The sequence below is a fragment of the Kocuria sp. CPCC 204721 genome, from assembly GCF_040980945.1.
Taxonomy (GTDB): domain Bacteria; phylum Actinomycetota; class Actinomycetes; order Actinomycetales; family Micrococcaceae; genus Kocuria; species Kocuria marina.
Genome location: NZ_JAVKPO010000002.1, coordinates 207674 through 233114, shown reverse-complemented (window position 1 = coordinate 233114; position 25441 = coordinate 207674). Strand labels below are relative to the sequence as shown.

The following is a 25441-nucleotide window of genomic DNA, read 5'->3' as shown; positions in this document are numbered from 1 at the left end:
CACATGAGCAGCCCACCCCCGGAAGCCACGCCCTCCACCCTGGAACCGGTGAAGCCCCCCACGGCGGAGTTGCTGATCGTGACCGGGATGTCCGGGGCGGGTCGCTCCACGGCGGCCAACGCGCTCGAGGACCTCGGGTGGTACGTCGTGGACAACCTGCCCCCGCAGATGCTCGGGACGCTGGCGGACCTCGTGTCGCGGACCCCGCAGACCCTGCCCAAGCTCGCCGTGGTGATCGACGTGCGTGGCAAGGCACTGTTCAACGACATGCGTGAGACCCTCGCCGCGCTCGAACGCTCGGGCGTGGAGTTCTCGGTGCTGTTCCTCGAGGCCTCGGACGAGGTGCTCGTCTCGCGCTACGAGCTCCAGCGCCGCCCCCACCCCCTGCAGGCGGGCGGCCGGATCCTGGACGGGATCCGCGCCGAGCGCGAGCTGTTGCGCGATCTGCGCGAGACCGCCGACTCCGTGCTGGACACCTCGTCCTTCAACGTGCACGCGCTGACCAAGGCCGTCGCGGACATGTTCTCCACAAGCGGTCCGGTGGTGCTGCGGCTCACGGTCATGAGCTTCGGGTTCAAGTACGGCGTGCCCGCGGACGCGAACTTCCTCGCGGACGTCCGTTTCATCCCCAATCCCCACTGGGTCCCCGCGTTGCGCCCGCGCACGGGCAAGGACCCCGAGGTGCGGGACTACGTCTTCGGCCACCACGGCACGCCGACCTTCGTGGACCGCTTCGTGGCCATGCTCGAACCGGTGTTCGCCGGCTACCGCACCGAGAACAAGCACTACGCGAGCATCGCCATCGGGTGCACGGGAGGCAAGCACCGTTCCGTGGCGATCACCGAGGAGGTTGCGCGGCGGCTCAGCAAGTCCCCCCGCGTGACCGTCAACATCCAGCACCGGGACCTGGGCCGAGAGTAGTCCCGCCCCCCAGAAATTACGGATTCCATGACTAACTTTCCTACGACGGGTGCGTTGCCCCGGTTGCCGCTGAGCAGCCGACGCGACGTGGACCCCTACCACTCGTTGGACGCCTCCGCGCGTGCGTCCCTGACGGATGCCGATTCCGTGGTCGCCCTGGGTGGCGGTCACGGGTTGTCCGCGAGCCTGTCCGCCCTGCGTCTGTTAGCGCCGGCCCTCACGGCCGTGGTCACGGTCGCGGACGACGGCGGATCGTCCGGTCGACTGCGCAACGACCTGGGCGTCCTGCCGCCCGGCGATCTGCGGATGGCGCTGGCGGCGCTGTGCGACGACTCCCAATGGGGTCGCACGTGGAGCGACGTGATGCAGCACCGGTTCAGCATCAAGACCCACCCGGACGAGGGTCTGGACAACCACGCCCTGGGGAACCTGCTGATCGTGACGTTGTGGGAGCTGCTCGGCGACCCCGTGGAGGGACTGCGCTGGGCCGGTGCGCTGCTGGGTGCGCGCGGCCAGGTGCTGCCCATGAGTTGCCTCCCGCTCGTGATCGAGGGGGATGTCTCGCCCGGGAGCAATCCCACGCAGGAGTGCCCCCCGGAGAAGATCACGCGCACCGTCACGGGCCAGTCACGGCTCGCCAAGGAGGCGGACGTGTGCAACGTGCGCCTGTCCCCGGCGGACGCCCCCGCGTGCCCGGAGGCCGTCACCGCGATCGAGGAGGCCGCGTGGGTCGTGCTTGGTCCCGGGTCGTGGCACACCTCCGTACTGCCGCACCTGTTGCTGTCCGAACTGCGGGACGCGATCTGCCGGTCCCCGGCCAAGCGTCTCGTCACGCTGAACCTCTCCCGGGATTCCGAGACCCTCAGCATGGGATCGGGGGACCAGCTGCGCGTGCTCAAGCGCTACGCCCCGGACCTGCGCCTGGACGTGGTGCTCGCGGACCCGTCCGCCGCGGAGTCCCCCAAGGACGTCGAGGCGGCGGCCGCCCAGCTCGGCGCCGTCGTGCACTGGGACTCGCTGCGGGACACGAGCGGCAGTTCGGTGCACAACCCCTTCAAACTGGCCGCGGCCTACCAACAGATCATGAACGCGCAGCGCTGAGCGGGAGCCCCCGCCGCGCAGCACACGTACTCGGCAAGGAGATCGACAACCATGGCATTGACCGCTTCGGTCAAGGAAGAACTCTCGCACCTGCAGGTGCGCAAGTCCGCGGTGCGCGCGGCGGAGCTCTCGGCGCTGTTGCGCTTCGCGGGCGGGCTGCACATCGTGGGCGGGCGGATCGTGGTGCAGGCGGAGCTGGACACCGAATCTGTCGCGCGCCGCGCGGCACGCGCCGTGGGGGAGGTCTTCGGCCACGAGTGCGAGCTCGGGGTGATCAGCGGCGGTGGTCTGCGCCGGGACCGTACGTGGGTCGTGCGGGTTGCCCGCGACGGTGAGGCGCTGGCCCGGCGCACCGGGTTGCTGGACGCCCACGGTCGTCCCGTGCGCGGTCTGCCGCCCACCGTAGTCAACGGCAGCGTCGAGGAGTCCGCCGCCGTGATCCGAGGTGCCTTCCTGGCCCACGGTTCGCTCACCGAACCGGGGCGGGCCGCGGCGATGGAATTCACGTGCCCCGGTCCCGAGGCGGCGCTCGCGCTCGTGGGTTCCGCGCGTCGGCTGGACGTGCTCGCCAAGGCGCGGCAGGTGCGCGGGGCGGACCGCGTCGTCGTGCGCGACGGGGACACGATCGCCACGCTGCTCACGCGCCTGGGCGCGCACCGCGCTCTGCTGCAGTGGGAGGACCGCCGGATGCGCAAGGAGGTGCGCGCCACGGCCAACCGGCTCGCGAACTTCGACGACGCCAACCTGCGCCGCTCCGCGCAGGCCGCGGTCACGGCGGGGGCCAAGGTCGAGCGTGCCCTGGACCTGCTCGGGGACGACGCCCCGGAGCATCTGCGGGCCGCCGGCCGGCTCCGGGTCGCCAACAAGCAGGCGAGCCTGGATGAGCTGGGTCGGTTGTCGGACCCGCCCCTGACCAAGGACGCGATCGCCGGGCGGATCCGCCGACTGCTCGCCATGGCGGACCGCCGTGCCGAGGAACTGGGTGTGGCCACGACCTCCGAGTTCGCCGCGCACGCTGGGTCGGAACAGCAGCGCGCATAGTAGCACCCGCGGGCAACACGCCGGTGCTGTGGGTTTGTGTGGGGTTTACGGGAGAGTCGCCTGAATGTGCATCGAGCCCCTGTTGAACCGCGTGAATTCTCGGTAGAATAGGACCGGAAGACCCGGCGGGCCTCGGACGACGTCGAGAACAGAGTGTGGGAGTTCTACCGTTTGGTTTGGATCCCACATCTCGACGGACCGGTACCCGCCAACCCCCGACAGACAGAGGAGATCGCAGTGACAGTCAAGGTTGGCATCAACGGTTTCGGACGGATCGGACGCTGCTTCGCGCGGGCCCTGTACACCGAGCACGGCCACGACATCGAGTTGGTCGCGGTGAACGACCTCACGGATCCGGAGACCTTGAAGCACCTGTTCGAGTTCGACTCCGTCATGGGCCGGCTCGGCGCGGACGTCACCCTGGACGGTGACATGATGACCGTGAACGGCCACCAGGTGAAGTTCCTGGCCGAGGCCGATCCCTCCAAGCTGCCCTGGGGCGAGCTCGGCGTGGACATTGTGATCGAGTGCACGGGCAGGTTCACGACCGGCCCCAAGATGCAGGCGCACCTGGACGCCGGTGCCAAGAAGGTCGTGCTCTCCGCACCGGGCAAGGAAGTGGACGGCACGTTCGTCTACGGCGTGAACCACGAATCCTACGACTCGGCCAGCATGAACCTGGTCTCCGCCGCGTCCTGCACCACCAACTGCCTCGCGCCGCTGGCCAAGGTCATCAACGACGAGTTCGGCATCGAGCGCGGTCTCATGACCACGATCCACGCCTACACGGGTGACCAGCGCCTGCACGACGCCCCGCACAAGGACCTGCGCCGCGCCCGCGCCGCCGCGCTGAGCATGATCCCCACGACCACCGGTGCCGCCGCCGCCGTGGGCCTCGTGCTGCCCGAGCTCAAGGGCAAGCTGGACGGCTTCGCCGTGCGCGTCCCGGTTCCCACCGGCTCGCTCGTGGACCTCACCGTGGACGTGGAGAAGGACGTCACGGTCGAGTCCGTGAACGCCGCGATCAAGCAGGCCGCCGAGGGCCCCTTCAAGGGCATCATCGAGTACTCCGAGGAAGCGCTCGTCTCCAAGGACATCGAGGGCTACGACGTCTCCACCGTGTTCGACGCGCCCCTGACCAAGGTCATCGACAACCAGGTCAAGGTCATCGCGTGGTACGACAACGAGTGGGGCTACACCCTGCGTCTCGTGGACTTCGTCTCCTACGTAGCGGATAAGCTCTGAGTCAGACCGCTCAGTGGCGCCGGTGCCCGCGGGTACCGGCGCCATTGTCATCAGTACGGCATCACCACAGGAAGGGATGACGGATATGGCCAAGTCACTGGACGATCTCATGGCGGAGGGGGTCGCGGGTCGCCGCGTGCTCGTGCGCTCGGACCTCAACGTTCCGCTTGACGGTTCCACCGTGACCGACGACGGTCGCGTGCGCGCGTCCTTACCGGTGCTCACCAAGCTCGCCGACGCCGGCGCACGCCTGATCGTCATGGCGCACCTCGGGCGCCCCAAGGGCACCGTGGATCCCAAGTACTCGATCGAGCCGGCCGCCGCGCGCCTGGCCGAGCTCGCGGACGCGGACGTCGTCGTCGCCTCGGACGTGGTGGGTCAGGACGCCCACGAGAAGGCCGAGGCCTTGCAGGACGGACAGATCCTCGTGCTCGAAAACGTGCGCTTCGACCCGCGCGAGACGTCCAAGGACGACGCCGAGCGGGAGGAGTTCGCGGCCGAGCTCGCGTCCCTGACGGGGGAGAACGGTGCGTACGTGGATGACGCCTTCGGGGCCGTGCACCGCAAGCACGCCTCCGTGTACGACATCGCCCGCGCGCTGCCCGGTTACCTGGGTGACCTGGTCAAGACCGAGGTGGACGTCCTGCGCAAGGTCATCTCCGATCCCGAGCGCCCGTTCGTGGTGGTCATGGGTGGGTCCAAGGTCTCCGACAAGCTGGCCGTGATCGACAACCTGATCGGTAAGGCGGACTCGCTGCTCATCGGCGGCGGCATGGTCTTCACGTTCCTCGCGGCCCAGGGCCACGCGGTGGGTTCGTCCCTGCTCGAGAAGGACCAGATCGACACCGTCAAGGGTTACCTGGACCGCGCCGCCGAGGCGGGCACCGAGATCGTGCTGCCGGTGGACGTTGTGTACGCCTCCGAGTTCTCCAAGGACGCCGAGCACGAGGTCCGCCCGGTCTCGGACATCGAGGGTGGGAAGATCGGTGACTCCGGCCTGGGCCTGGACATCGGCCCCGAGTCCGCCGAACTGTTCGCGCGCACGATCGCCGAGGCGAAGACCGTGTTCTGGAACGGCCCCGTGGGCGTGTTCGAGATGCCGGCGTTCGCCAACGGCACCAAGACCGTGGCGCAGGCCCTCGTGGACTCCGACGCCATGAGCGTGATCGGCGGCGGCGACTCTGCCTCCGCCGTGCGGAACCTGGGATACCGGGACGACCAGTTCGGCCACATCTCCACGGGGGGTGGCGCGTCGCTCGAGTACATCGAGGGTAAAGAACTGCCGGGCCTCGTGGCGCTGGGCGCCTGAGCCGCCACACACCGTGATGCGTGGGGCCCGCCGCCGCGGGCCCCACGCGCCCGCCCCCGTCCACAGCCACGCCGCACGACCGAAGGAGATTCAGCCATGACCACCCAGACCAATGGTGTCTTCGACCGCACGCCCCTGATCGCGGGCAACTGGAAGATGAACATGGACCACACGCAGGGCATCGCCCTGCTGCAGAAGCTCGCGTGGACGCTCAAGGACGCCAGGCACGACTTCTCCCGCGTGGAGGTCGCGGTGTTCCCCCCGTTCACCGGCCTGCGCTCCGTGCAGTCCCTCGTGGAGGGCGACGGACTGCAGATCGCCTACGGCGCCCAGGACCTCTCCGACCAGGACTCCGGGGCGTACACGGGAGACATCTCGGGCCAGTTCCTGGCCAAGCTTGGGTGCCGTTACGCGCTCGTGGGGCACTCCGAACGGCGGAGCATTCACACCGAATCCGATGAGCAGTGCCGCGACAAGGTCCGCGCCGCGATCCGTCACGGCCTGACCCCCATGCTGTGCATCGGCGAGGGTCTCGAGCAGCGCCAGGCCGGTGAGCACGTGCAGTACACGCTCGAGCAGTTGCGCGGGAGCCTCGCCGAGCTCAACGCCGGCGAGCTCGAGGGCCTCGTGGTGGCCTACGAACCGGTGTGGGCCATCGGCACGGGGGAGGTGGCCGGACCCGAGGACGCCCAGGAGATGGCGCACGCGATCCGCGCGGAACTCGAGTCGCTGTACGGCGAGGACTTCGCGAAGGCCACGCGGGTGCTCTACGGCGGTTCGGTGAAGTCCTCGAACGTCGCGAACATCCTCGGGGGAGCGGACGTGGACGGCGCCTTGGTGGGCGGTGCCAGTCTGGACGCGGAGGAATTTGCTAAGATTACCCGGTTCGAGCAGCACCTGGTCACCGACCAGTGATCCCCTCCGATCGCTGACGGTTGACCCGCCCCCGAGATTCGTGAATCGAGGCTATTCGTGGAGATCCTCCAGATCGCCCTCCAGGTGATCATCGTGGTCACCGGCATCCTGTGCATCATGTTCGTCCTGCTCAACAAGGGCAAGGGCGGCGGTCTGTCGGACATGTTCGGTGGCGGGATGACCCAGTCGCTGAACACCTCCGGCGCCGCGCAGAAGAACGTGGTGCGGATCACCACCGTTCTGGCGATCGTGTGGGTCCTGGCCATCGTGAGCTACGGCCTGCTGATGCGCTTCAGCGGCCCGGGGGTCTGAGACCCGCCGCACGCCCACCGGCTAATCCGGTCGCCACGACTCGGCACAGCACAAGAACTCGGCACAGCAGAAGAACTCAGTAGAGCAGACGACGTCGGCCCGGACCGTGAAGGTCCGGGCCGACGTCGTCGTATCCGGGGTGCGGTGTCGTCCCGTACGTGCCGGGTGACGGGCCGGGCCCGGGGGCGGGATCATGGGCTCAGCCCGCGGTCCCGCCCGGGGCCGGGTCGGGGTCCTCGGGCATGCCCGGGAGGGCGTCCTCCGTGACGAGCCACAGGGTCTCCCGGGTCCCGCGTACCGCGCTGGCCGGGGCCTCGGTCGCGGTGATCTCCGGCCGTCGGATCGTGGCGAGGGCCCCGGCCTTCGCGGCACCGGCGACCAGCAACCAGACCCGCTGCGCGGAATTGATCGCTGGTAGGGACATGGTGACGCGGGTGGGCGGCGGTTTGGGGGAATCCTCGACCGCGAACACCGGGGCGTCCGTGCGCAGGACGTCCTCGCGGCCCGGGAACAGGGACGCCACGTGGGTGTCCGGGCCCAGGCTCAGCAGGGCCAGATCGAAGACCGGCAGGCCCGTGTCGGATCCCTCGTTCTCGGCCGCCGCGGCGAGTTCCTCGGCGTAGTCCTCGGCCGCGGCATCGGCCGACGCGATCTCGTCCGAACCCGCCACGGGGTGCACGCGGTCCCACGTCAGCTCGTGGGTCTCGCCCCACGCGTCCGCGGCCTGGACACCGTTGCGTTCGCCGTCCGCACCGGGCAGGAAGCGCTCGTCCGACCACCACACGTTCACGCGCGACCAGTCGATCACGGCGGCGTCCGGGTGGCCGGCCAGCTCACCAATCACGCGGGTCCCCATGCTCCCACCGGTCAGCACGAGGGTGGCCTCCCCGCGTTCGTCCTGGGCGTGCTCGAGCACCTCGAGGACGCGCCGGGCGGTGTCCCAGGCAAGGCGTTCGTCACCCTCGTGCGGGACGAGTCGCGGTTCCGGGCGGGACGGCTCACTCATCGCCGGTTCCCTCGGCCGATGCGGAAGCCGAGGCATCGTGGCCCTGCACCGTGGTGTTCTCGGAAGGCTCCGCGGCCTCCTCACCGACGGTGCGGGTCGTGATCCGGGCACTCGCGAGCCCCGAGGTGATGACCTCGCCGTAGACCTCGTCCGCATCCAACCGTCGCAGTTCCTCCGCGAGGCACGCGTTGAGATCCCGCACGGGCATGGCGATCTGCTGATCCGGCTGACCCGGCTGGGAGAGCACGGCCACGGTGCGGCCGGGGCGGTGCAGCTGCACCGATCCGTCGTCGGTGACCAGGCACACGCGGTCGAGACCCCGCCGGGTGTCGTCGGTGATGATGGTCGCCGGGGCATCGAGCTTGCTGGACAGCCACACCCCCAACAGCACCATGGACGGGGCCACCGTGGAGCCCTCGAGCACGATCTCGCGCACCTTCACGGGCCCCACCTGGTCCAGGACCGCAGCGAGCTGGATGCGCCAGTTGGTGATCCGCGTCCAGGACAGGTCCGTGTCCCCGGGGCGGTACTGCTGGGACAGTTGTGCCAGGGACTCGAAGGGTGCGGGCGCACGCGAGGAGTCGGTGATCCTGCGGTGGGCGATGCACCCGATCGAGCTCGTGCTGGGATTCTCGGGGAAGTCGTGCGGCCACCACGCCACGATGGGTGCGTCCGGCAGCAACAGCGCGGAGACCAGAGTCTCAGTGGGTTCGGCGAGCTCGCCGTAGCCGTGCAGCAGGATCACCTCGGACGCGCCGGCGTCCCCGCCCACGCGCAATTGCGCGTCCAAGCGGGTCTCGTCGGTGCGGGAGTGCGCTACGTGCACGATGATCCGGCACGGGTGCTCGTGACTCGCGTAGTTCGCGGCCTCGACCGCGACCTCCGAGTGACCGGCCTGCGCCAGGACCACGAGCGTCAGCACGCGGCCCAGCGTCACCACGCCGTTCTCGTCCCGCAACTGATTGAGTTTCTTCTCAATCTTCGCCGCGGTGGTGTTCTCCATCTGAACGATCACGGTCGCCTCCAAACTCGCCCGTCACGGGCCATCAACTCGTGCGCCGAGTCCGGTCCCCACGAACCCGGTGCGTACGGCTCGGGCATGACGCGCTGCTCGGCCCAGTGCTCCTCGAACGGGTCCAGGATCTTCCAGGACAGCTCCACCTCGGAGTGGTCCGGGAACAGCGGGGGCTCACCCAGCAGGACGTCGAAGATCAACCGCTCGTAGGCCTCGGGGCTCGACTCCGTGAACGCGTGGCCGTAACCGAAGTCCATGGTCACGTCCCGGATCTCGGACTGGGTGCCCGGGACCTTGGAGCCGAAGCGGATGGTCACGCCCTCGTCGGGTTGGATCCGGATCACGATCGCGTTCTGACCGAACTCGTCGTTGTCCATGTCCCGGAACAGCAGGTTGGGCGACTTCTTGAACGCCACCGCGATCTCGGTGACCCGCCGGCCCAGTCGCTTCCCCGCGCGCAGGTAGAACGGCACGCCCGCCCAGCGGCGGTTGTTGATGTCCACGCGCAGTGCGGCGAAGGTCTCCGTGCGGGAATCCGCGGGGATGTCCTTCTCCTCGTGGAAGCCCTTGACGTAGTCCCCGCCCTGCAGCCCGGACGTGTACTGGCCCAGCGCGGAATGCTTCCCGAGGTCCTCGGGCAGCACCACGGATTCGAGTACCTTGGCCTTCTCGCGGCGCAGGTTGTGCGCCGTGAAGGACGCGGGTTCCTCCATGGCGGTGAACGCGAGCAACTGCAGCAAGTGGTTCTGGATCACGTCCCGGGCCGCGCCCACGCCGTCGTAGTAGCCGGCGCGCGAACCGATCCCGATCTCCTCGGCCATGGTGATCTGCACGTGGTCCACGTAGCGGGCGTCCCACAAGGGCTCGAACATCTGGTTCGCGAAGCGCAGCGCCAGGATGTTCTGCACCGTCTCCTTGCCCAGGTAGTGGTCGATGCGGAACACGCTGTCCGCGCGGAACACGCGTTCCACGATCGCGTTGAGCTCCCGCGCGGATTCAAGGTCGTGCCCGAAGGGCTTCTCGATGACCACGCGTCGCCAGCCCGTGCTGTCCTCGCTGTCGGCGAGGTCGTGGTCCGCGAGCTGTTGGCACACCACCTCGAACGTCTTGGGCGGAATCGAGAGGTAGAACGCGTGGTTGCCGCGGGTGCCCCGGTCCCGGTCGAGCTCGTCGAGGGTCTGCGCGAGCCGGTGGTACGCGTCGTCGTCGTCGAACTCGCCGTGGACGAAACGCAGACCCGAGGCGAACTGGTTCCAGAGGTCCTCGTTGTAGGGCGTGCGCGCGTGCTCGGCGACGTGTTCCTTGACGTACTCGGCGAACTGGGCGTCGTCCCAGTCCCGCCGGCCGAACCCCACGAGGGAGAAGGCCGGCGGGAGCAGGCTACGGTTGGCCAGGTCGTACATGGCCGGCAGCAGCTTCTTCTTGGCGAGGTCACCCGTGACGCCGAACAACACGAGGGCCGACGGCGCGGCGACCCGGGTCAGGCGCCGGTCGCGGGGATCGCGTAGCGGGTTGCAGTTCTTGTTGTCAGGCACGCGTGTTCCTGTTCGTTAGCGGTTGGTGGCGGGTCACAGCTCCGATGCCACCCTGAGCAGCTGTGCGACACCCTCGGCCCGGTCCGTGAGCCGCAGCCGCACGACGGGACGGTGGTGATCGCTCAGCACACCAGCGTCGCCGTCGGCCTGCGCGCCGATGAGCTCACCGAACGTGAACGGGATCCCGGGGATGTCCACGTCAGTGCCCGTGGCCGCAGTGATCTGCAGGTAGACACCCTGCTCGGGGCCGCCCTTGTGGTACTGACCCGTGGAGTGCAGGAACCGGGGTCCCCAGCCGAAGGTCACGGGACGGCCCGTGTGCCGTGCGAGCAGATCGCGGATCGACTCGAGCTGCGCCCACTCGAGACGGTCGAAGTACGCCTGCACGCTCACGTAGCCGTTCTCGGGCAGCTGGGCGAGCAGAGCGGCGAGCGCCTCGGGCACGGTCGTGGCGCCGTCGAGTAGCTGTTCACTGCCACGGATCTCGATCGCGCCGTCCGTGGCGGCGGCGGGGGAGGGCTCGGGCTTGGCGGCCAGCAGCTCGCGAGTGGCCGCCTTGGCGGATTCCACGTCCGGCTGGTTGAACGGGTCGATGCGCAGCAACTGTCCCACCACAGCGATCGCGACCTCGAACGCCATCATGAGCCCGGCCAGCGAACCAGCCACGCGCACGCCCTCGCCCTGCTCCTCCGTGACGGCCTCGTCGTCCACGAGCGAGACCACCAGGACGTCGGGGGCGCCCGACGTCACTTCGGGAGCGGCGTCGTTCACGACCACGGGCAGCACACCGGTTCCGGACTTGCCCGTGGACTCGGCGATCAGCTGCTCGGCCCAGTCCGCGAAGCCCACGAACGGCGCGCCCTGGTTCACGAGCACGATCTTGTCGCGCAGCGGGGACGTCCCGCCCAGGGCGGCGCCGAGCTGCAGACCGATGTTGTTCTCGTCGTCCTCGCGCAGCATCTCGGTGGCCTCTTCGGCGTCGTCGAGCAGCGCCGCGACGTCCACGCCGGCGAGCCCAGACGGCACGAGGCCGAACGCGGTGAGCGCCGAGAAGCGACCGCCCACGTTCGGGTCCGCGGTGAAGACCTTGCGGTAGCCGGCCTCACGGGACGCGGAGTCCATGGGGGAGCCCGGATCCGTCACGACCACCACGCGCGACGGTGCATCGATGCCCGCGCGCTCGAACGCGTTCACGAACACGCGCCGGGCGGAGTCCGTCTCGACGGTGGACCCGGACTTGGAGGAGACCACGAGCGCGGTGTGCTCGAGGTCCTCGAGTGCTTTGGTGACCATCTCCGGGTCGGTGGAGTCCAGCACGAATAGGTCCACCCCCGCGCTGCGCGTGATCACCTCGGGGGCCAGCGACGAGCCGCCCATGCCCGCGAGCACGAAACGGGTCACGCCCTCCCGGGCGAAGTCGTGGCGCAATTGTTCGATCTCGGGCACCAGGGGGCGCGAGACGCGCACGGCGTCGGTCCACCCGAGCCGTATCGCGGCTTCCTCCTGCGCGGCGGAGCCCCACAGCGCGGGGTCCTGGTCGAAGAGTTTGGACGCGAAGTTCTCGGCGACCAGACGCGGGACGTGCGTGTCGATCGCCTCACGCGCGGCGCCGGCCGCCTGCAATGACAATGAGCTCACGGGGAGCCTCCTCGGAACGTGGTTTTCGGACAACGACGCCGCGGCGCGGCTCCGACCCTATGCTCACCGGGCGGGTGCCCGGCGCGGGATCGCAGCCGCGACGCAGTGGCTGGGTTCGGCTCAGCGGGCCTCGTCGAGGGCAGTGCGCACCGTGGCGAGCAGCTCGTCCCAGGACTTGTCGAACTTCTTCAGCCCCTCGGTCTCGAGCTGGTCCACGACCTCCTCGTAGGAAATCCCCTGCTCGGCCACGGCGTTGAGCACGTCCGTGGCCTGTTGGTAGGTCCCCGTCACGGTGTCACCGGTGATCTCGGCGTGGTCGTAGGTCGCGTCCAGGGTCTTCTCCGGCATGGTGTTCACGGTATTAGGGGCCACGAGTTCGCTCACGTACAGCGTGTCCGGCAGCGACGGGTCCTTGACACCCGTGGACGCCCACAGGGGACGCTGCGGGTTGGCCCCGGCCGCGGCCAGGCGCTTCCAACGCTCGGTCTCGAGCTGCTCCTCGTAGACCTGGTACGCCAGGCGCGCGTTGGCGAGACCCGCCTTACCCTTCAGGGCCTTGGCCTCGTCCGTGCCCACGGCGTCCAGACGCTTGTCGATCTCGGTGTCCACGCGGGAGACGAAGAAGGACGCGACGGAGTGGATCGTGGAGAGGTCCTTGCCGTTCTCGAGCGCTTCCTCGAGGCCCTGCATGTACGCGTTGATGACCCCGCGGTAGCGGTCCAGCGAAAAGATCAGGGTCACGTTCACTGAGATGCCCTCCGCGATCGTGGCCGCGATCGAGGACAGGCCCTTCTCGGTGGCGGGGATCTTGATCAGCGCGTTGGGCCGGTCGATGGTCTGCGAGAGCTTCTGGGCCATTGCGGACGTGGCGTCGGCGTCCTGGGCCAGTCGAGGGTCCACCTCGATGGACACGCGGCCGTCCACGCCCTGGGTGGCCTGGGCGATGGGGGTGAACAGGTCGCACGCATCGCGCACGTCGTCGGTGGTGATCCGGAACACGGCGTCGTCCACGGAGGCGCCGGCCTTGGCGAGCTCCGCGACCTGTTCGCGGTAGGACTCACCGTCCGCGAGTGCCGCGGCGAAGATCGTGGGGTTGGTGGTCACGCCCACCACGTTCTTGGTGTCGATCAGTTCCTGGAGGTTCCCGCTGGTCAGGCGCTGGCGGGAGAGGTCGTCGAGCCAGATGGAGACGCCGGCGTCGGAGAGTTTCTGGGTGGGAGTCGTCATGATGTCCTCACTTCACGTCGAAGGGTTCTGGGGCGTCGCAGGCGGCCCGAGCGGACCGCCTGCGACGTGGGACGGGGTTCACCGAGCGGCGGCGATGGACTCCTCGGCGGCCTGGGCCACGGCCTCGGCGGTGATGCCGAACTCGCGGTACAGGGTCTGGTAGTCGGCGGACTCGCCGAAGTGCTCGAGGGACACGGCGCGTCCGGCATCGCCCAGCAAGTCGTTCCAGGACATCCGGATCCCGGCCTCCACGCTCACGCGGGCCTTGACGTCGGACGGGATCACGGAGTTGCGGTAGTCCTCGTCCTGGGCGTCGAACCACTCGCGGCACGGCATGGACACCACGCGGGCGGCCACGCCCTTGGCCTTGAGCTGTTCACGGGCCTCGACGGCGAGCTGGACCTCGGAACCGGTGCCGATGAGCACTACGTCCGGGGCGCCCTCGGTGTCCGCGAGGACGTACCCGCCGCGGGCTACGCCTTCGGCGGAGGCGAACTTCTCGCCGTCGTGATCCGGGTGAAGGTCCTCCCGCGCGAACGTGGGCAGGTCCTGGCGTGTGAGGGCGATCCCGGCCGGGTGCTCGTGGTGCTCGAGGATGGTTCGCCACGCCACGGAGGTCTCGTTGGCGTCCGCGGGGCGCACGACGTCGAGCCCCGGGATCGCGCGCAGCGCGGAGAGCTGCTCCACGGGCTGGTGCGTGGGACCGTCCTCACCCAGGCCGATCGAGTCGTGCGTCCACACGTAGATCGAGGGCACGCGCATGAGCGCACCCAGGCGCACGGCGGGACGCTGGTAGTCCGAGAAGATCAGGAACGTGCCGGAGTAGGCGCGCGTCTGGCTGCTCATCACGATGCCATTGACGATCGCTGCGGCAGCGTGCTCACGGATGCCGAAGTGCAGCACCCGGCCGTACGGGGAACCGGACCACTGGGCCGTGGAGCGTGCCTCGGGGATGAAGGACTTGGCGTCGTCGATCGTGGTGTTGTTCGACCCCGCGAGGTCCGCCGAACCGCCCCACAGCTCGGGGAAGGTGTCCGCGATGGCGTTGATGACCTGACCGGAGGCCTTGCGGGAGGCCACGGCCTTGCCCGCCGGGAACGTGGGGAACGCGTCCTCGTAGTTCTCGGGCAGTTCCTCGTTCTTGATCCGGTCGTACAGCGCGGCCTTGTCCGGGTGGGCCTCACGCCATTCGGCGAAGGACTTCTCCCATTGCGCGCGCTCCTGCTTACCGCGTTCGCCGACCTCGCGCACGTGCTCGAAGATCTCGGGCTCGATCTGGAAGGACTTCTCCGGGTCGAAGCCCAGGATCTTCTTGGTCGCGGCGACCTCGTCCTCGCCCAGCGCGGAACCGTGCACGCCACCGGTGTTCTGCTTGGTGGGGGCGGGCCAGCCGATGATGGTGTTCAGGGCGATGATCGAGGGCTTGTCCGTGACCTTGGTGGCCGCGACGATCGCGTCGTACAGCCCCTGCACGTCCTCCTGGTACTCGCCGCCGTTGCGCCAGTCCACGCGCGTGGTGTCCCAGCCGTAGGCCTCGTAGCGCTTGAGGACGTCCTCGTTGAACGCCACGTTGGTGTCGTCCTCGATGGAGATCTTGTTGTCGTCGTAGATCACCACGAGGTTGCCGAGCTCCTGGGTGCCCGCCAGCGACGACGCCTCGGAGGTGATGCCCTCCTGCAGGTCACCGTCGGAGGCGATCACGAACACGGTGTGGTCGAACGGGGAGGCGCCCTGAGCAGCGTCGGCGTCGAACAGACCGCGCGTGTAGCGCTGCGCGTACGCAAAACCCACGGAGGACGCGAGCCCCTGGCCCAGCGGACCCGTGGTGATCTCGACACCCGTGGTGTGGCGGTACTCGGGGTGGCCCGGGACCTTGGAACCCCACGTGCGCAGGGACTCGAGATCCTCCATCTCCAGGCCGTAGCCGGAGAAGTACAGCTGCAGGTACAGGGTCAGGGACGTGTGACCGGGGGAGAGGATGAACCGGTCACGCCCGGTCCAGCGGTCGTCGGAGGGGTCGTGCCGCATGATCTTCTGGAACAACAGGTACGCGACCGGGGCCAGGGACATGGCGGTGCCGGGGTGGCCGTTGCCCACCTTCTGCACGGCGTCCGCGGCGAGCACACGCGCGGTGTCCACCGCACGGGCGTCCTTCTCGGTCCAGTTCAACGGTTGATCGAGGTTCGGCACGGTGACGCGCCCCTTTCCTAGACGGGTTGTGCGGTCACGATCCGGAACACTCCGCCGCGGACTCGGCCGCGACGATCGGCCCGGAACGCATGTTCCGGGATCAACCTTAGTCCGGTGGGACGCCGCGTGGCAGGGACGACCGCGGCCCGCGCCACGGGCACAAGCGCGTGCCGGGCATCACCCCGGCGTGGGCCGGGACCGGCGGCTATACTAATGACCGGGTATCGGTGCGCGTGCGGCGCGCCCGCCCCAGGCACTCCCGGCGCACGGCCGGGCCACCCACGTTCTTTGGAGCATTGATTCCGTGAATCACCTTGACACCGCGACGCACCCGGAATCCCACGGATCCCACGCGCCGCACGGACACGGAGTGACCGGGACCCGCATCGGGACCGTGGAGCCCGTGGGGTATCAGGGCCGGATGACCTTGGGTCGTAAGCTCAAAGCGTACGTGGCGCTCACGAAGCCCCGGATCATCGAACTGCTCCTCGTGGCCACCGTGCCCACCATGTTCTTCGCCCAGCAGGGCGTCCCCGATTTCTTGCTCGTGCTCAACACCCTGATCGGCGGCGCGCTCGCGGCCGGTGCGGCGGGTGCGTTCAACTGTTACATCGACCGCAACGAGGACCGGCTCATGCGGCGCACCGCCAAGCGCCCACTCGTGACCGGTGAGGTGGGGGAGCGTGAGGCCCTGATCTTCGCGTGGGTCCTCTCGGTCGTGTCCGTCGCGTGGCTGACCCTGGGGGTCAGCGTCTTGTGCGGTGTGCTCGGCGTGGTGGCCATCGCCCTGTACGCGGTGTTCTACTCGATCGTGCTCAAGCGCCGCACCGCGCAGAACATCGTGTGGGGCGGGATCGCCGGGTGCATGCCCGTGTTGATCGGCTGGGCCGCGGTGCGCGGGACCCTCGAGTGGCCCGCATTCGTGCTCTTCGCGTTCATCTTCCTGTGGACCCCGCCGCACTACTGGCCGCTGTCCATGAAGTACGCGGAGGACTACTCCCGCGCCGGCGTGCCCATGCTCGGTGCGGTGGACACCGCGCGCACCGTGGGCGCCCAGGTGGTGCTCTACGCGTGGGCCACCGTGATCTGCTCGCTGCTGTTGATCCCCGTGGGTGACGCCGGGTGGGTCTACGGTGTGATCGCCCTGATCTCCGGCGGCTGGTTCACGTACCACTGCCACAAGCTCTACGGCCTGGCCCGCGTCGGCAAGCCCACGCTCAAGCAGGCCATGTACGTGTTCCACGGCTCGATCGCCTACATCACCTTCGTGTTCGTGGGCGTGGCCCTGGACCCGTTCGTGGGTGGGCCCATTTTCTGACCCGGGCCGTTCCCGTCGGAGACCTTCGGGCTTGCGTCTCGCCCGACCCGCTCCAGCGCGCGGGATCCCGTCCGGGCGTTACCACGGACGACGACGCCGTCCGCCCTTCGTTCTCGACGTCACGCACGGGCTGGGTGTCCTGGAAAGCTGGTTAGGGTCACCTAAAATGGGTCCATGTTCTCGATGACCTTCTCCGGTGTGATCGCCTACCCCGTGACCCCCTTGCTCCCCGGTGGCGGGCTGGACCTGGATTCCCTCGAACGCAGTGTCGCGCGGCTCGCGCGCAGCGGGGTGTCCGGGATCGTGGTACTCGGGACCTCCGGTCTGTTCGCCTACCTGGACCCCCAGGAACGGGCGCAGGTGGTCCGCACCGCCGTGGACGCGGCGTCGGGCTCGGGGACGCCCGTGGGCGTGGGGATCTCCGCGATCACCACGCGGGAGGTCATGCAGTTCGCGTACTCCGCCGAGAACAACGGTGCCGACGGCCTGGTGTTGAGCCCCGTGAGTTACATCCCGCTGGTGTCCCAGGAGATCGCGGACCAGGTGGAGACGGTCGCCTCCGCTATGTCCCTGCCGTTGTGCCTGTACAACAACCCGACCACCACCGGGTTCACCTACCCCGTGGAACTGGCCTCGGAGCTGTCGTGGCTGGACAACGTGGTCGCGTTCAAGGACACCGCGGCCTCCGGTCGGCTCTTCTACTCCCGCCAGCTGCTCTTCGCGCAGCAAGCCGAACCGGGCACCGTACACGGTGTGAGCCGCGATCAACTTATCGTGGACGAGTACCCGAGCGCGGCGTGGCACAGCGGCATGGCGGCGTTGCTCGCGCCCGAGTTCGTGGCCTTCCACCGCGCCGTCGCGGAGGGCCGCGCGGACGACGCCGCCGCCTGGAGCGCCGCGCTGCATCCCCTCATGCACCTCATGAGTCAGGAACGGCCCCTGTCGGTGCTCTACGCGTTGGCGGAGGTGTGCGGCGTTCGAACGAGCGCTCCCCGCCGTCCCCTGCTGCCCATCCCGTCCCACAGCAAGCGGCTGCTCTCGGACGCCGTGGAGCGGCTGCGCTCGTCCGCACCCTCGGCGACCTTCGTCGCAGAATAAGCTCGGTGCCTCGCGATCAGCGCACGGTGTGCGCGGGCGTGGCGCGAGCGGCGTCGTCGGCGGGCTCGTCGATGGGTGCCGCGTACTCGTGGGTGTCCTGTGCGAGGTAGACGCTGAACGAGACCACCCGCGTGGCTGCCCAGATCAGCACGGCCGAGAGCACCATGTGCAGGGCCACGGCGGGAACCGGGACCCCGTTGAAGTACTGGTAGTACCCCAGCAGCGCCTGGGCCACGATGACGACCGCCATGATGAGGTACGCGTTACGCAGGATCCGCGGCAGGGACTTCACGACGGTGAGGGCGATGCCCGCGATCACCGTGAACGTCAGGAGGTAGACGGGGATGGCGTGCGCCCGGGCGATCATCACGGAGTCGAATGTGAGCCGCGCACTGTCCTCGTCCCCGGCGTGGGGGCCCGTGCCCGTGACGAGCGTCCCGAGGTAGAGGATCACGGCGGTGAGCACACCGGTCAGCGCCCCCAGCACGCGTGCGGCGGAGCGGGAGCCGTGCAATTGCCCCGGTCGCTGCTCGTATGCGACCACCGACAGCCCGTCCCGGCGGGTGTTGAGCACGAGCAGAGTGGCCAGGCTGATCATGATGGCCGAGATCAGGTAGTGCACCCCCACCACGAGCGGGTGCAGGTCCGCGTGGACGGTGATGCCGCCGATCGCGGCCTGCAGGGGAATGCCGATCAGTAGGAACAGCGCCAGGCGGAAGAGCTTGGGGTGCTCGTGACGCAGTTTGAGCACCGAGAGGAACGTGAGCACCGCGACCACGGTGAGCACGAACGTCAGCAGGCGGTTGCCGAACTCGATCAGCCCGTGCACGCCCATCTCCTGGGTGCTGGTCCACGAGTCGGCGGTGCAGCGCGGCCACGTGGGGCAGCCCAACCCGGAACCCGTCAGGCGCACGAGCCCGCCCGTGAGGATTAACAGCGAGTTGGTCAGCAGGGATGCGACCGCGAGTCCCCGCACCCACGGGGTCACGGTGGCGGGCCACCAGAACGAATCGGTGGCGGTGCGGCGGGCGACATCAGACATGACGGAGCATCCAAGGGCAGAGGGGATGGGACCCCTCCAGTGTAGCGAGAACAGCGTGGGAAACCCCTGGGCGCAGCGGGCTCACGCGGGTGAGCTCACACCCACTTGAACCAGGCGACCGTGGCCGCCCAGCTGAGCACGGCCCACGCGGCGAGCACGAGCAGCGGCACGGGGGAGACACTACCCATCAGGAAGCATTCCCGCAGCGCCTCACCGGCCGCGGAGGACGGCAGCCACGCCACGAGCCACGAGAGCCACCCGGGCAGCACGCTCACCGGGAAGAGGACGCCGCCGGCGGCCGCGAGCGCGACCCATACGACGTTGAGCACGGCCAGGGTCGCCTCGGCGCGCAGGGTCCCCGCAATCAGCATGCCGAGCCCGGTGAATGCGAGTGCCACGAGGATCAGCAGGGGAACGGACCCCAGCACGGCCTCCCAGGACGGCCGCCAGCCCAGGGGCACGGCCACGGCCGCAATCACCGCGTACTGCACCGCGAGCACGGCCAGGATGGCCAGTAGCTTGCCCGCGATCAGCCCGGCGCGACCCAGGGGAGTGGTCGAGAGGTAGCGCAGCACCCCGTAGCGACGGTCGAAACCGGTCTGGATCCCCTGTCCGGAGAACGCGCTCGAGATCACGCACAGCACCAGGATCCCGGGCACGGCCACATCCACGCGGGATGCGTCCCCCACGCGGTAGCGGTCCAACAGGTCGGTCACGGTCAGGGCCACGAGTGCCATGACGGGCAGGATCAGCAGGAGCAGCAACTGTTCGCCGTTGCGGATCATGGTCATGGTCTCGAAGCGCGCCTGAGCGAGCACGCGCCGGGGCAGGGACGCGGCCCCGGCGGGGGACGACGGCGCTGCGGTCACCGAGGACTCGTGGGTCGAGGTGCTCACGGGGCATTCCCCCCGGAGACTTCCAGGAAGACGTCCTCGAGGGATCGGGGTTGCACGCTCAGCGCCTCCGGCAAGGTGTCGTTCTGTGTGGCCCACGCGGTCAGTTCGCGGATCCGTGGTGCGTCCAGCGGGCCCGTCAGTGTCACGGTGCGGTCCTGGACGCTCCATTCGACGTCGTCGAAGCGCGGGGTGCGCCACGGCGGGTCCGCACGCAGCAGGCCCGCATGCTCCTTGGCGAGCGTGATGCTCATCACGAGCGGTGCGAGGCGCTCGGCGCTGACCAGTTCGGCCACGGTTCCCTGCGCGGCGACCGTGCCCCGGTCCACGATGTAGACGTAGTCGGCCAGGCGGGCGGCGTCGTCCATGAGGTGCGTGGTCAGGATGATGCACACTCCGCTGTCCCGCAGGCGTCGGATGAGGTCGAAGACGATGTGGCGGGAGCGGGGGTCCAACCCGGCCGAGGGTTCGTCCAGGAACAATACGTCCGGGCGGCCCACGAGGGCCGCGGCCAGGGCCACGCGTTGCTTCTGCCCGCCGGACAAGCGCCGGATCCCCGTGGTGAGGAACGATTCGATGCCCAGGAGCTCCACGAGTTCGGCCACGGGCACGGGGTCCGCGTAGAGCCGGCTGACGTGGCGCAACAGTTCCCCGGGGCGCACGGACTGCGGTAGACCGCCGTCCTGGAGCATCACGCCCACGCGCGCCCGCAGTGCGGGGGAGGCGTGCCACGGGTCGTCGCCGAGCAATCGGACGCTACCGGACGTGGGGCGCTGCAGCCCCTGGGCGCACTGCAGCGTGGTGGTCTTGCCGGCCCCGTTGGCGCCGAGCAGCGCCGTGATCTTCCCGTGCTCGGCGGCCATGCTCAGCCCGCGCACGGCCCGGACGGGCTCACCCCGGCCCTCGAAGGTCTTCACGAGGTTCTCGATGTGCAGGGCGGAACCGGTGTCGGTCGCGGTCGCCGGGGACGTGGGAGCGGGGTCGGGGTGGATCTGCACCCGGACAGTCTAGAACGTCCGTCCCGGTACTGGCTGGAGGGTTCGCCGAAGGGTCTTGGGCCCCGGTTCCCCTATCGGAGCCGTTTGGCCGGGAATGGATTAGGACATACCCTCGTTATGTATTGCGTGTCCCACCACGAGGGTTTTTACGCTGCATGGCGCTCACCCGGTGGGATCGACGCGGAAGCCGCGCCCCGAGCCAACCGTCATCACTCGAAGGATGTTGCACCGAGCATGAGTTCACCTGCCACGGACCGCGGTGCGGTCCGCACGGACCAGGATGACACCACCCGTTCCCGGGTGCTCTCGTTGGTGCTCGCCCACGGTCCCATCTCCGCCGCCCAGATCGCCAAGGACCTGGGGTTGACGCCCGCCGCCGTCCGGCGCCATCTGGACGCGCTCGAGGCCGAACAGTTCATCGAGGTCTCCGCCCTGCGCAGCGCGCAATCGGGCGCGGGGCGCCCGGCCCGGCGCTACGTCGTCGCCCCCGGAGGCCACGAACAGCTCGGCCACGACTACCTCGGACTCGCGCACCGTGCGCTGGAGACCATGCAGCGCGTGGGCGGTGAGAAGCTCGTGCAAGCATTTGTCGCCGAGCAGATCGAGCGCATGCGCGAACGCTACCGCCCGCAGGTCGAGGCGGCCGGGCCCGACGTCGACGATCGCATCAACGCCCTGACCGCGGCCATGAGCCGCGACGGCTTCGTGGCCTCGCACACCACCGTGACCCCGCGGGGACCCAAGGGCGTTACGCTGCGCTCGGCGCAACTGTGCCAGGGCCACTGCCCCATCCAGGACATCGCGAGCGAGTACCCCAAGTTCTGCGAACAGGAAACTGCACTGATCTCCGAACTGTTGGACGTGGACGTCCGCAGGCTGTCCACCATGGCGGCCGGCGCCCACGTCTGCACCACACACGTCCCGCTGCAACTGCGCACTGCGGGTCACTCGAATTCCACCAACCACACAACCGCACGACAGGGAGGGTTGTCATGACCGAGCGCATTGTGCCCGCGGAGACCGCGAGCAACACGTCAGGTGACACCACAATTTCCGAGATCCTGGAGATGAACCCGGAGCTCGAGGGGATCGGTCAGTACCAGTACGGCTGGGCCGACAAGAACGACGCCGGTGCCTCCGCGCGCCGCGGCGTCAACGAAGAAGTGGTCCGGGACATCTCGGCCAAGAAAAGCGAACCGGACTGGATGACCCAGCTGCGGCTCAAGGGTCTGAAGTTCTTCGACCGCAAGCCCATGCCCACGTGGGGTGCGGACCTGTCCGGGATCGACTTCGACAACATCAAGTACTTCGTGCGCTCCACCGAGCAGCAGGCCGGCTCCTGGGAGGAGCTGCCCGATGACATCCGCAACACGTACGAAAGGCTCGGCATCCCCGAGGCGGAGCGCAACCGTCTTGTGGCCGGTGTGGCCGCGCAGTACGAGTCCGAGGTCGTGTACCACCAGATCCGCGAGGACCTGGAGCGCCAGGGCGTGATCTTCATGGACACGGACACCGCGCTGAAGGAGCACCCCGAGTTCTTCGAGGAGTACTTCGGCACCGTGATCCCGGTGGGCGACAACAAGTTCGCCGCACTGAACACAGCCGTGTGGTCCGGCGGGTCGTTCGTGTACGTGCCCAAGGGCGTGCACGTGGACATCCCGCTGCAGGCCTACTTCCGCATCAACACGGAGAACATGGGCCAGTTCGAGCGCACGCTGATCATCGCGGACGAGGACTCCTACGTCCACTACATCGAGGGTTGCACCGCGCCGATCTACAAGACGGACTCGCTGCACTCCGCCGTGGTGGAGATCATCTGCAAGAAGAACGCCCGGGTGCGCTACACGACCATCCAGAACTGGTCGAACAACGTGTACAACCTGGTGACCAAGCGCGCGATCGCCCACGAGGGTGCCACCATGGAATGGGTGGACGGCAACATCGGCTCCAAGGTCACCCAGAAGTACCCCGCGGTCTACATGACCGGTGAGCACGCCCGCGGTGAGACGCTGTCGATCGCGTTCGCGGGTGAGGGCCAGCATCAGGACACCGGCTCCAAGATGGTGCACATCGCCCCGAACACGTCCTCGTCGATCGTGTCCAAGTCCGTGGCCCGTAACGGCGGTCGTTCCGCGTACCGCGGTCTGGTGCAGGTGCGCGAGGGCGCCAAGCACTCCAAGTCCAACGTGGTGTGCGACGCCCTGCTCGTGGACACGATCTCCCGCTCGGACACCTACCCGTACGTGGACATCCGCGAGGACGACGTCACCATGGGTCACGAGGCCACGGTCTCCCGGGTCTCCGAGGAGCAGCTGTTCTACCTCATGCAGCGTGGTCTGCCCGAGGACGAGGCCATGGCCATGATCGTGCGCGGCTTCGTGGAGCCGATCGCCCGCGAGCTGCCCATGGAGTACGCGCTCGAGCTGAACCGTCTCATCGAACTGCAAATGGAAGGATCCGTTGGCTGATATGTCCACCACTGATCAGACCGCCCAGGACACCACTGAACAGGTGAACGGGGTCCCCACCGGTGAGGACCGCGTGGCGATTCCCGGGATGAGCCAGGAGGGCGAGACCCTCCAGGAGGGTCGTAACCAGGCCGGTGAGCCCGAGATCAGGCACACGGAGCACGGTGACATCTCCGCTGTCCCGGATTCCTCGCGCGCGGGTCGTTTCACCTCCTACGACGTCGCGGACTTCCCGCCGCTGAGCACCAAGCTCGAGGACTGGCGATTCACCCCGATCAAGCGCCTGCGCGGACTCGACGACTCCGCCCTGGACGGGCCCGCCCCGGCCGTGTCGGTCTCCGGCGGCGATGGCGTGGAGCTCACCACGGTCTCCCGCGAGGACTCCCGCATCGGCTCGGTGGGCATCCCCGAGGACCGGGTCTCCGCCAACGCATGGTCCAACTTCCGCGAGGCCACCGTGCTCAGCGTCCCGCGCGACGCGCAGGTCACCGAGCCGGTCATCGTCACGATCACGGGTGAGTCGGCCGAGCCCGCAGCCCAGCACATCGTGATCGAGGCCGGGACGAACTCCCGCGCGCTCGTGGTGCTGCGACACGTGGGCTCCGCCGTGCTGTCCCAGAACGTGGAGTTCTCGGTCGCGGACGGTGCCAACCTCACGGTCGTCTCGCTCCAGGAATGGGACGACGACTCCGTGCACGCCTCTTCGCAGCAAGCGAGCCTGGGCCGCGACGCGACCTTCAAGCACGTGCTCGTGAGCCTCGGTGGGGACCTCGTGCGGGTCACCCCATCCACCCGCTTCACCGCTCCCGGTGGTGACGTGGAGATGTACGGTCTCACGTTCGTGGACGACGGCCAGCACCTGGAATCCCGGTTGTTCGTGGACCACTCCGTGCCCCGGTGCCGTTCCCGCGTGACCTACAAGTCCGCGCTGCAGGGCGAGAACGCCCACGGCGTGTGGGTCGGGGACGTGCTGATCCGCGCGGAAGCGGAGGGCACGGACACCTACGAGCTCAACCGCAACCTGATCCTCAACGACGGCCCCCGCATGGACTCCGTGCCGAACCTCGAGATCGAGACCGGCCTGATCGCCGGCGCCGGTCACGCCTCGACCACGGGTCAGCTGGACGACGAGCACCTGTACTACCTGATGTCCCGCGGGATCCCGGAGCAGGATGCTCGGCGCCTCGTGGTGCGCGGGTTCCTGTTCGAGATCATCCAGCAGGTGGGGGTCGAGTCCCTCGAGGAGCAGCTGCGCGCGTCCCTCGAGGACGAACTGGCCCGCACCGAGAACTGAGCACCCGGCCCCGCGCCGCGGCAGCTCCCATCCACGACCTTCCCGCATCCGGCTCGCGAACCGATCGGGTGCGCACGAACACTAGGAGAATCGCTTCATGTCAACTCTGGAGATCAAGGACCTCCACGCGTCCGTCATCCTGGACGACGAGACCACCAAGCCCATCCTGAAGGGCGTGAACCTGACCATCAATTCCGGTGAGGTGCACGCGATCATGGGCCCCAATGGTTCCGGGAAGTCCACGCTCGCCTCCACGATCGCCGGTCACCCCAAGTACCAGGTGGACTCCGGTTCCGTCACCCTGGACGGTCAGGACGTGCTGGAGATGTCCGTGGACGAGCGCGCGCGTGCCGGGCTCTTCCTGGCCATGCAGTACCCCGTGGAGATCCCGGGTGTGACCACCTCCAACTTCCTGCGTTCGGCCAAGACGGCGATCGAGGGCGAGGCCCCGTCCCTGCGCACGTGGACCAAGGACGTGCGCACCGCCATGGACAAGCTGAAGATCGACAACGACATGTTGCAGCGCAACGTGAACGAGGGCTTCTCCGGTGGCGAGAAGAAGCGTCACGAGATCCTGCAACTCGAGATCCTCAAGCCCAAGATCGCGCTGCTGGACGAGACCGACTCCGGTCTGGACGTGGACGCCCTGAAGATCGTCTCCGAGGGTGTCAACCGCGCCCTGCAGGAGGACAACACGGGCATCATGCTCATCACCCACTACACGCGGATCCTGCGCTACATCAAGCCGCAGTTCGTGCACGTGTTCTCGGACGGGCGCGTGGTGGACCAGGGTGGTCCCGAGCTCGCCGACCAGCTCGAGAACGAGGGCTACGACCGCTACGTGCAGGCCCCCGCTAAGTAAGTCCCCGCACACC

Annotated in this window: 22 protein-coding genes; 13 read left to right on the top strand and 9 right to left on the bottom strand. The window is 68.6% G+C overall.

Annotation, left to right across the window (positions count from 1 at the left end):
• The first annotated feature begins 3 nt into the window (after positions 1-3).
• The 7 genes from rapZ (at position 4) to secG (ending at position 6844) form a co-directional block, all read left to right on the top strand.
• Positions 4-921, top strand: coding sequence for an RNase adapter RapZ (rapZ, locus tag RF637_RS03700; protein ID WP_085107506.1), 918 nt, complete (start codon positions 4-6; stop codon positions 919-921).
• Positions 922-948: 27 nt separating this feature from the next.
• The gene (gene yvcK / locus RF637_RS03695; RefSeq protein WP_094067113.1) at positions 949-2022 is read left to right on the top strand and encodes a uridine diphosphate-N-acetylglucosamine-binding protein YvcK; all 1074 of its coding nucleotides are present in this window, start codon (positions 949-951) and stop codon (positions 2020-2022) included.
• Positions 2023-2073: 51 nt separating this feature from the next.
• Positions 2074-3063 (top strand): DNA-binding protein WhiA, encoded by a 990-nt coding sequence (gene whiA, locus RF637_RS03690; RefSeq protein WP_239318529.1) that lies wholly within the window; start codon positions 2074-2076, stop codon positions 3061-3063.
• Positions 3064-3300: 237 nt separating this feature from the next.
• Positions 3301-4308, top strand: coding sequence for a type I glyceraldehyde-3-phosphate dehydrogenase (gene gap, locus RF637_RS03685; protein WP_064846590.1), 1008 nt, complete (start codon positions 3301-3303; stop codon positions 4306-4308).
• Between the two features lie 85 nt (positions 4309-4393).
• Complete coding sequence (gene pgk, locus RF637_RS03680) at positions 4394-5617, top strand: phosphoglycerate kinase (protein WP_206478520.1); 1224 nt, start codon at positions 4394-4396, stop codon at positions 5615-5617.
• A 96-nt stretch (positions 5618-5713) separates the two neighbouring features.
• Entirely contained in the window at positions 5714-6532 is an 819-nt protein-coding gene (tpiA, locus tag RF637_RS03675) for a triose-phosphate isomerase (protein ID WP_368844181.1), read from the top strand.
• 57 nt (positions 6533-6589) lie between these two features.
• On the top strand, positions 6590-6844 hold the full coding sequence (gene secG / locus RF637_RS03670) for a preprotein translocase subunit SecG (protein ID WP_035962057.1): 255 nt from the start codon (positions 6590-6592) through the stop codon (positions 6842-6844).
• 199 nt (positions 6845-7043) lie between these two features.
• Here the strand turns inward: secG and pgl are convergent, their stop codons facing one another.
• From pgl to tkt, 6 genes are all read right to left on the bottom strand, one after another.
• Entirely contained in the window at positions 7044-7850 is an 807-nt protein-coding gene (pgl, locus tag RF637_RS03665) for a 6-phosphogluconolactonase (RefSeq protein WP_144996623.1), read from the bottom strand.
• On the bottom strand, positions 7843-8865 hold the full coding sequence (locus RF637_RS03660) for a glucose-6-phosphate dehydrogenase assembly protein OpcA (RefSeq protein WP_144996625.1): 1023 nt from the start codon (positions 8863-8865) through the stop codon (positions 7843-7845). Before RF637_RS03660 ends, pgl begins: the two co-directional genes overlap by 8 nt.
• A complete protein-coding gene (gene zwf / locus RF637_RS03655; protein WP_064845169.1) occupies positions 8862-10400 on the bottom strand; it encodes a glucose-6-phosphate dehydrogenase in 1539 nt (512 codons plus the stop codon). The genes RF637_RS03660 and zwf overlap by 4 nt, the downstream gene beginning before the upstream one ends.
• 33 nt (positions 10401-10433) lie before the next feature.
• Positions 10434-12038: a glucose-6-phosphate isomerase gene (locus tag RF637_RS03650; protein ID WP_085107495.1), complete on the bottom strand. Its 1605-nt coding sequence runs from the start codon at positions 12036-12038 to the stop codon at positions 10434-10436.
• 120 nt (positions 12039-12158) lie between these two features.
• Positions 12159-13265 carry a transaldolase gene (tal, locus tag RF637_RS03645; protein WP_368844180.1) on the bottom strand — a complete coding sequence of 369 codons (1107 nt, stop codon included), beginning with the start codon at positions 13263-13265 and terminating at the stop codon, positions 12159-12161.
• 78 nt (positions 13266-13343) lie between these two features.
• Positions 13344-15455, bottom strand: a complete 2112-nt coding sequence (gene tkt / locus RF637_RS03640; RefSeq protein WP_368844179.1) for a transketolase — start codon at positions 15453-15455, stop codon at positions 13344-13346.
• Positions 15456-15825: 370 nt separating this feature from the next.
• Here tkt and RF637_RS03635 point away from each other — a divergent pair, with 370 nt between their 5' ends.
• Positions 15826-16773 carry a heme o synthase gene (locus RF637_RS03635; RefSeq protein WP_240918800.1) on the top strand — a complete coding sequence of 316 codons (948 nt, stop codon included), beginning with the start codon at positions 15826-15828 and terminating at the stop codon, positions 16771-16773.
• A 174-nt stretch (positions 16774-16947) separates the two neighbouring features.
• On the top strand, positions 16948-17871 hold the full coding sequence (locus RF637_RS03630; RefSeq protein ID WP_368844178.1) for a dihydrodipicolinate synthase family protein: 924 nt from the start codon (positions 16948-16950) through the stop codon (positions 17869-17871).
• Between the two features lie 16 nt (positions 17872-17887).
• Here RF637_RS03630 and RF637_RS03625 read toward each other — a convergent pair whose 3' ends face one another.
• From RF637_RS03625 to RF637_RS03615, 3 genes are all read right to left on the bottom strand, one after another.
• A complete protein-coding gene (locus RF637_RS03625; RefSeq protein WP_368844177.1) occupies positions 17888-18913 on the bottom strand; it encodes a heme A synthase in 1026 nt (341 codons plus the stop codon).
• A 95-nt stretch (positions 18914-19008) separates the two neighbouring features.
• Complete coding sequence (locus tag RF637_RS03620) at positions 19009-19809, bottom strand: ABC transporter permease (RefSeq protein WP_368844176.1); 801 nt, start codon at positions 19807-19809, stop codon at positions 19009-19011.
• Positions 19806-20804: an ABC transporter ATP-binding protein gene (locus tag RF637_RS03615; RefSeq protein ID WP_368844175.1), complete on the bottom strand. Its 999-nt coding sequence runs from the start codon at positions 20802-20804 to the stop codon at positions 19806-19808. The genes RF637_RS03620 and RF637_RS03615 overlap by 4 nt, the downstream gene beginning before the upstream one ends.
• Before the next feature lie 234 nt (positions 20805-21038).
• Between RF637_RS03615 and RF637_RS03610 the strand changes: the two genes are divergently transcribed.
• From RF637_RS03610 to sufC, 4 genes are all read left to right on the top strand, one after another.
• Positions 21039-21800 carry a helix-turn-helix transcriptional regulator gene (locus RF637_RS03610; protein WP_368844174.1) on the top strand — a complete coding sequence of 254 codons (762 nt, stop codon included), beginning with the start codon at positions 21039-21041 and terminating at the stop codon, positions 21798-21800.
• Positions 21797-23272, top strand: a complete 1476-nt coding sequence (gene sufB / locus RF637_RS03605; RefSeq protein WP_368844173.1) for a Fe-S cluster assembly protein SufB — start codon at positions 21797-21799, stop codon at positions 23270-23272. Before RF637_RS03610 ends, sufB begins: the two co-directional genes overlap by 4 nt.
• Position 23273: 1 nt before the next feature.
• Positions 23274-24566 carry a Fe-S cluster assembly protein SufD gene (sufD, locus tag RF637_RS03600; protein WP_368844172.1) on the top strand — a complete coding sequence of 431 codons (1293 nt, stop codon included), beginning with the start codon at positions 23274-23276 and terminating at the stop codon, positions 24564-24566.
• A 97-nt stretch (positions 24567-24663) separates the two neighbouring features.
• Positions 24664-25428: a Fe-S cluster assembly ATPase SufC gene (gene sufC / locus RF637_RS03595; RefSeq protein WP_035962034.1), complete on the top strand. Its 765-nt coding sequence runs from the start codon at positions 24664-24666 to the stop codon at positions 25426-25428.
• The last annotated feature ends 13 nt before the right edge of the window (positions 25429-25441 follow it).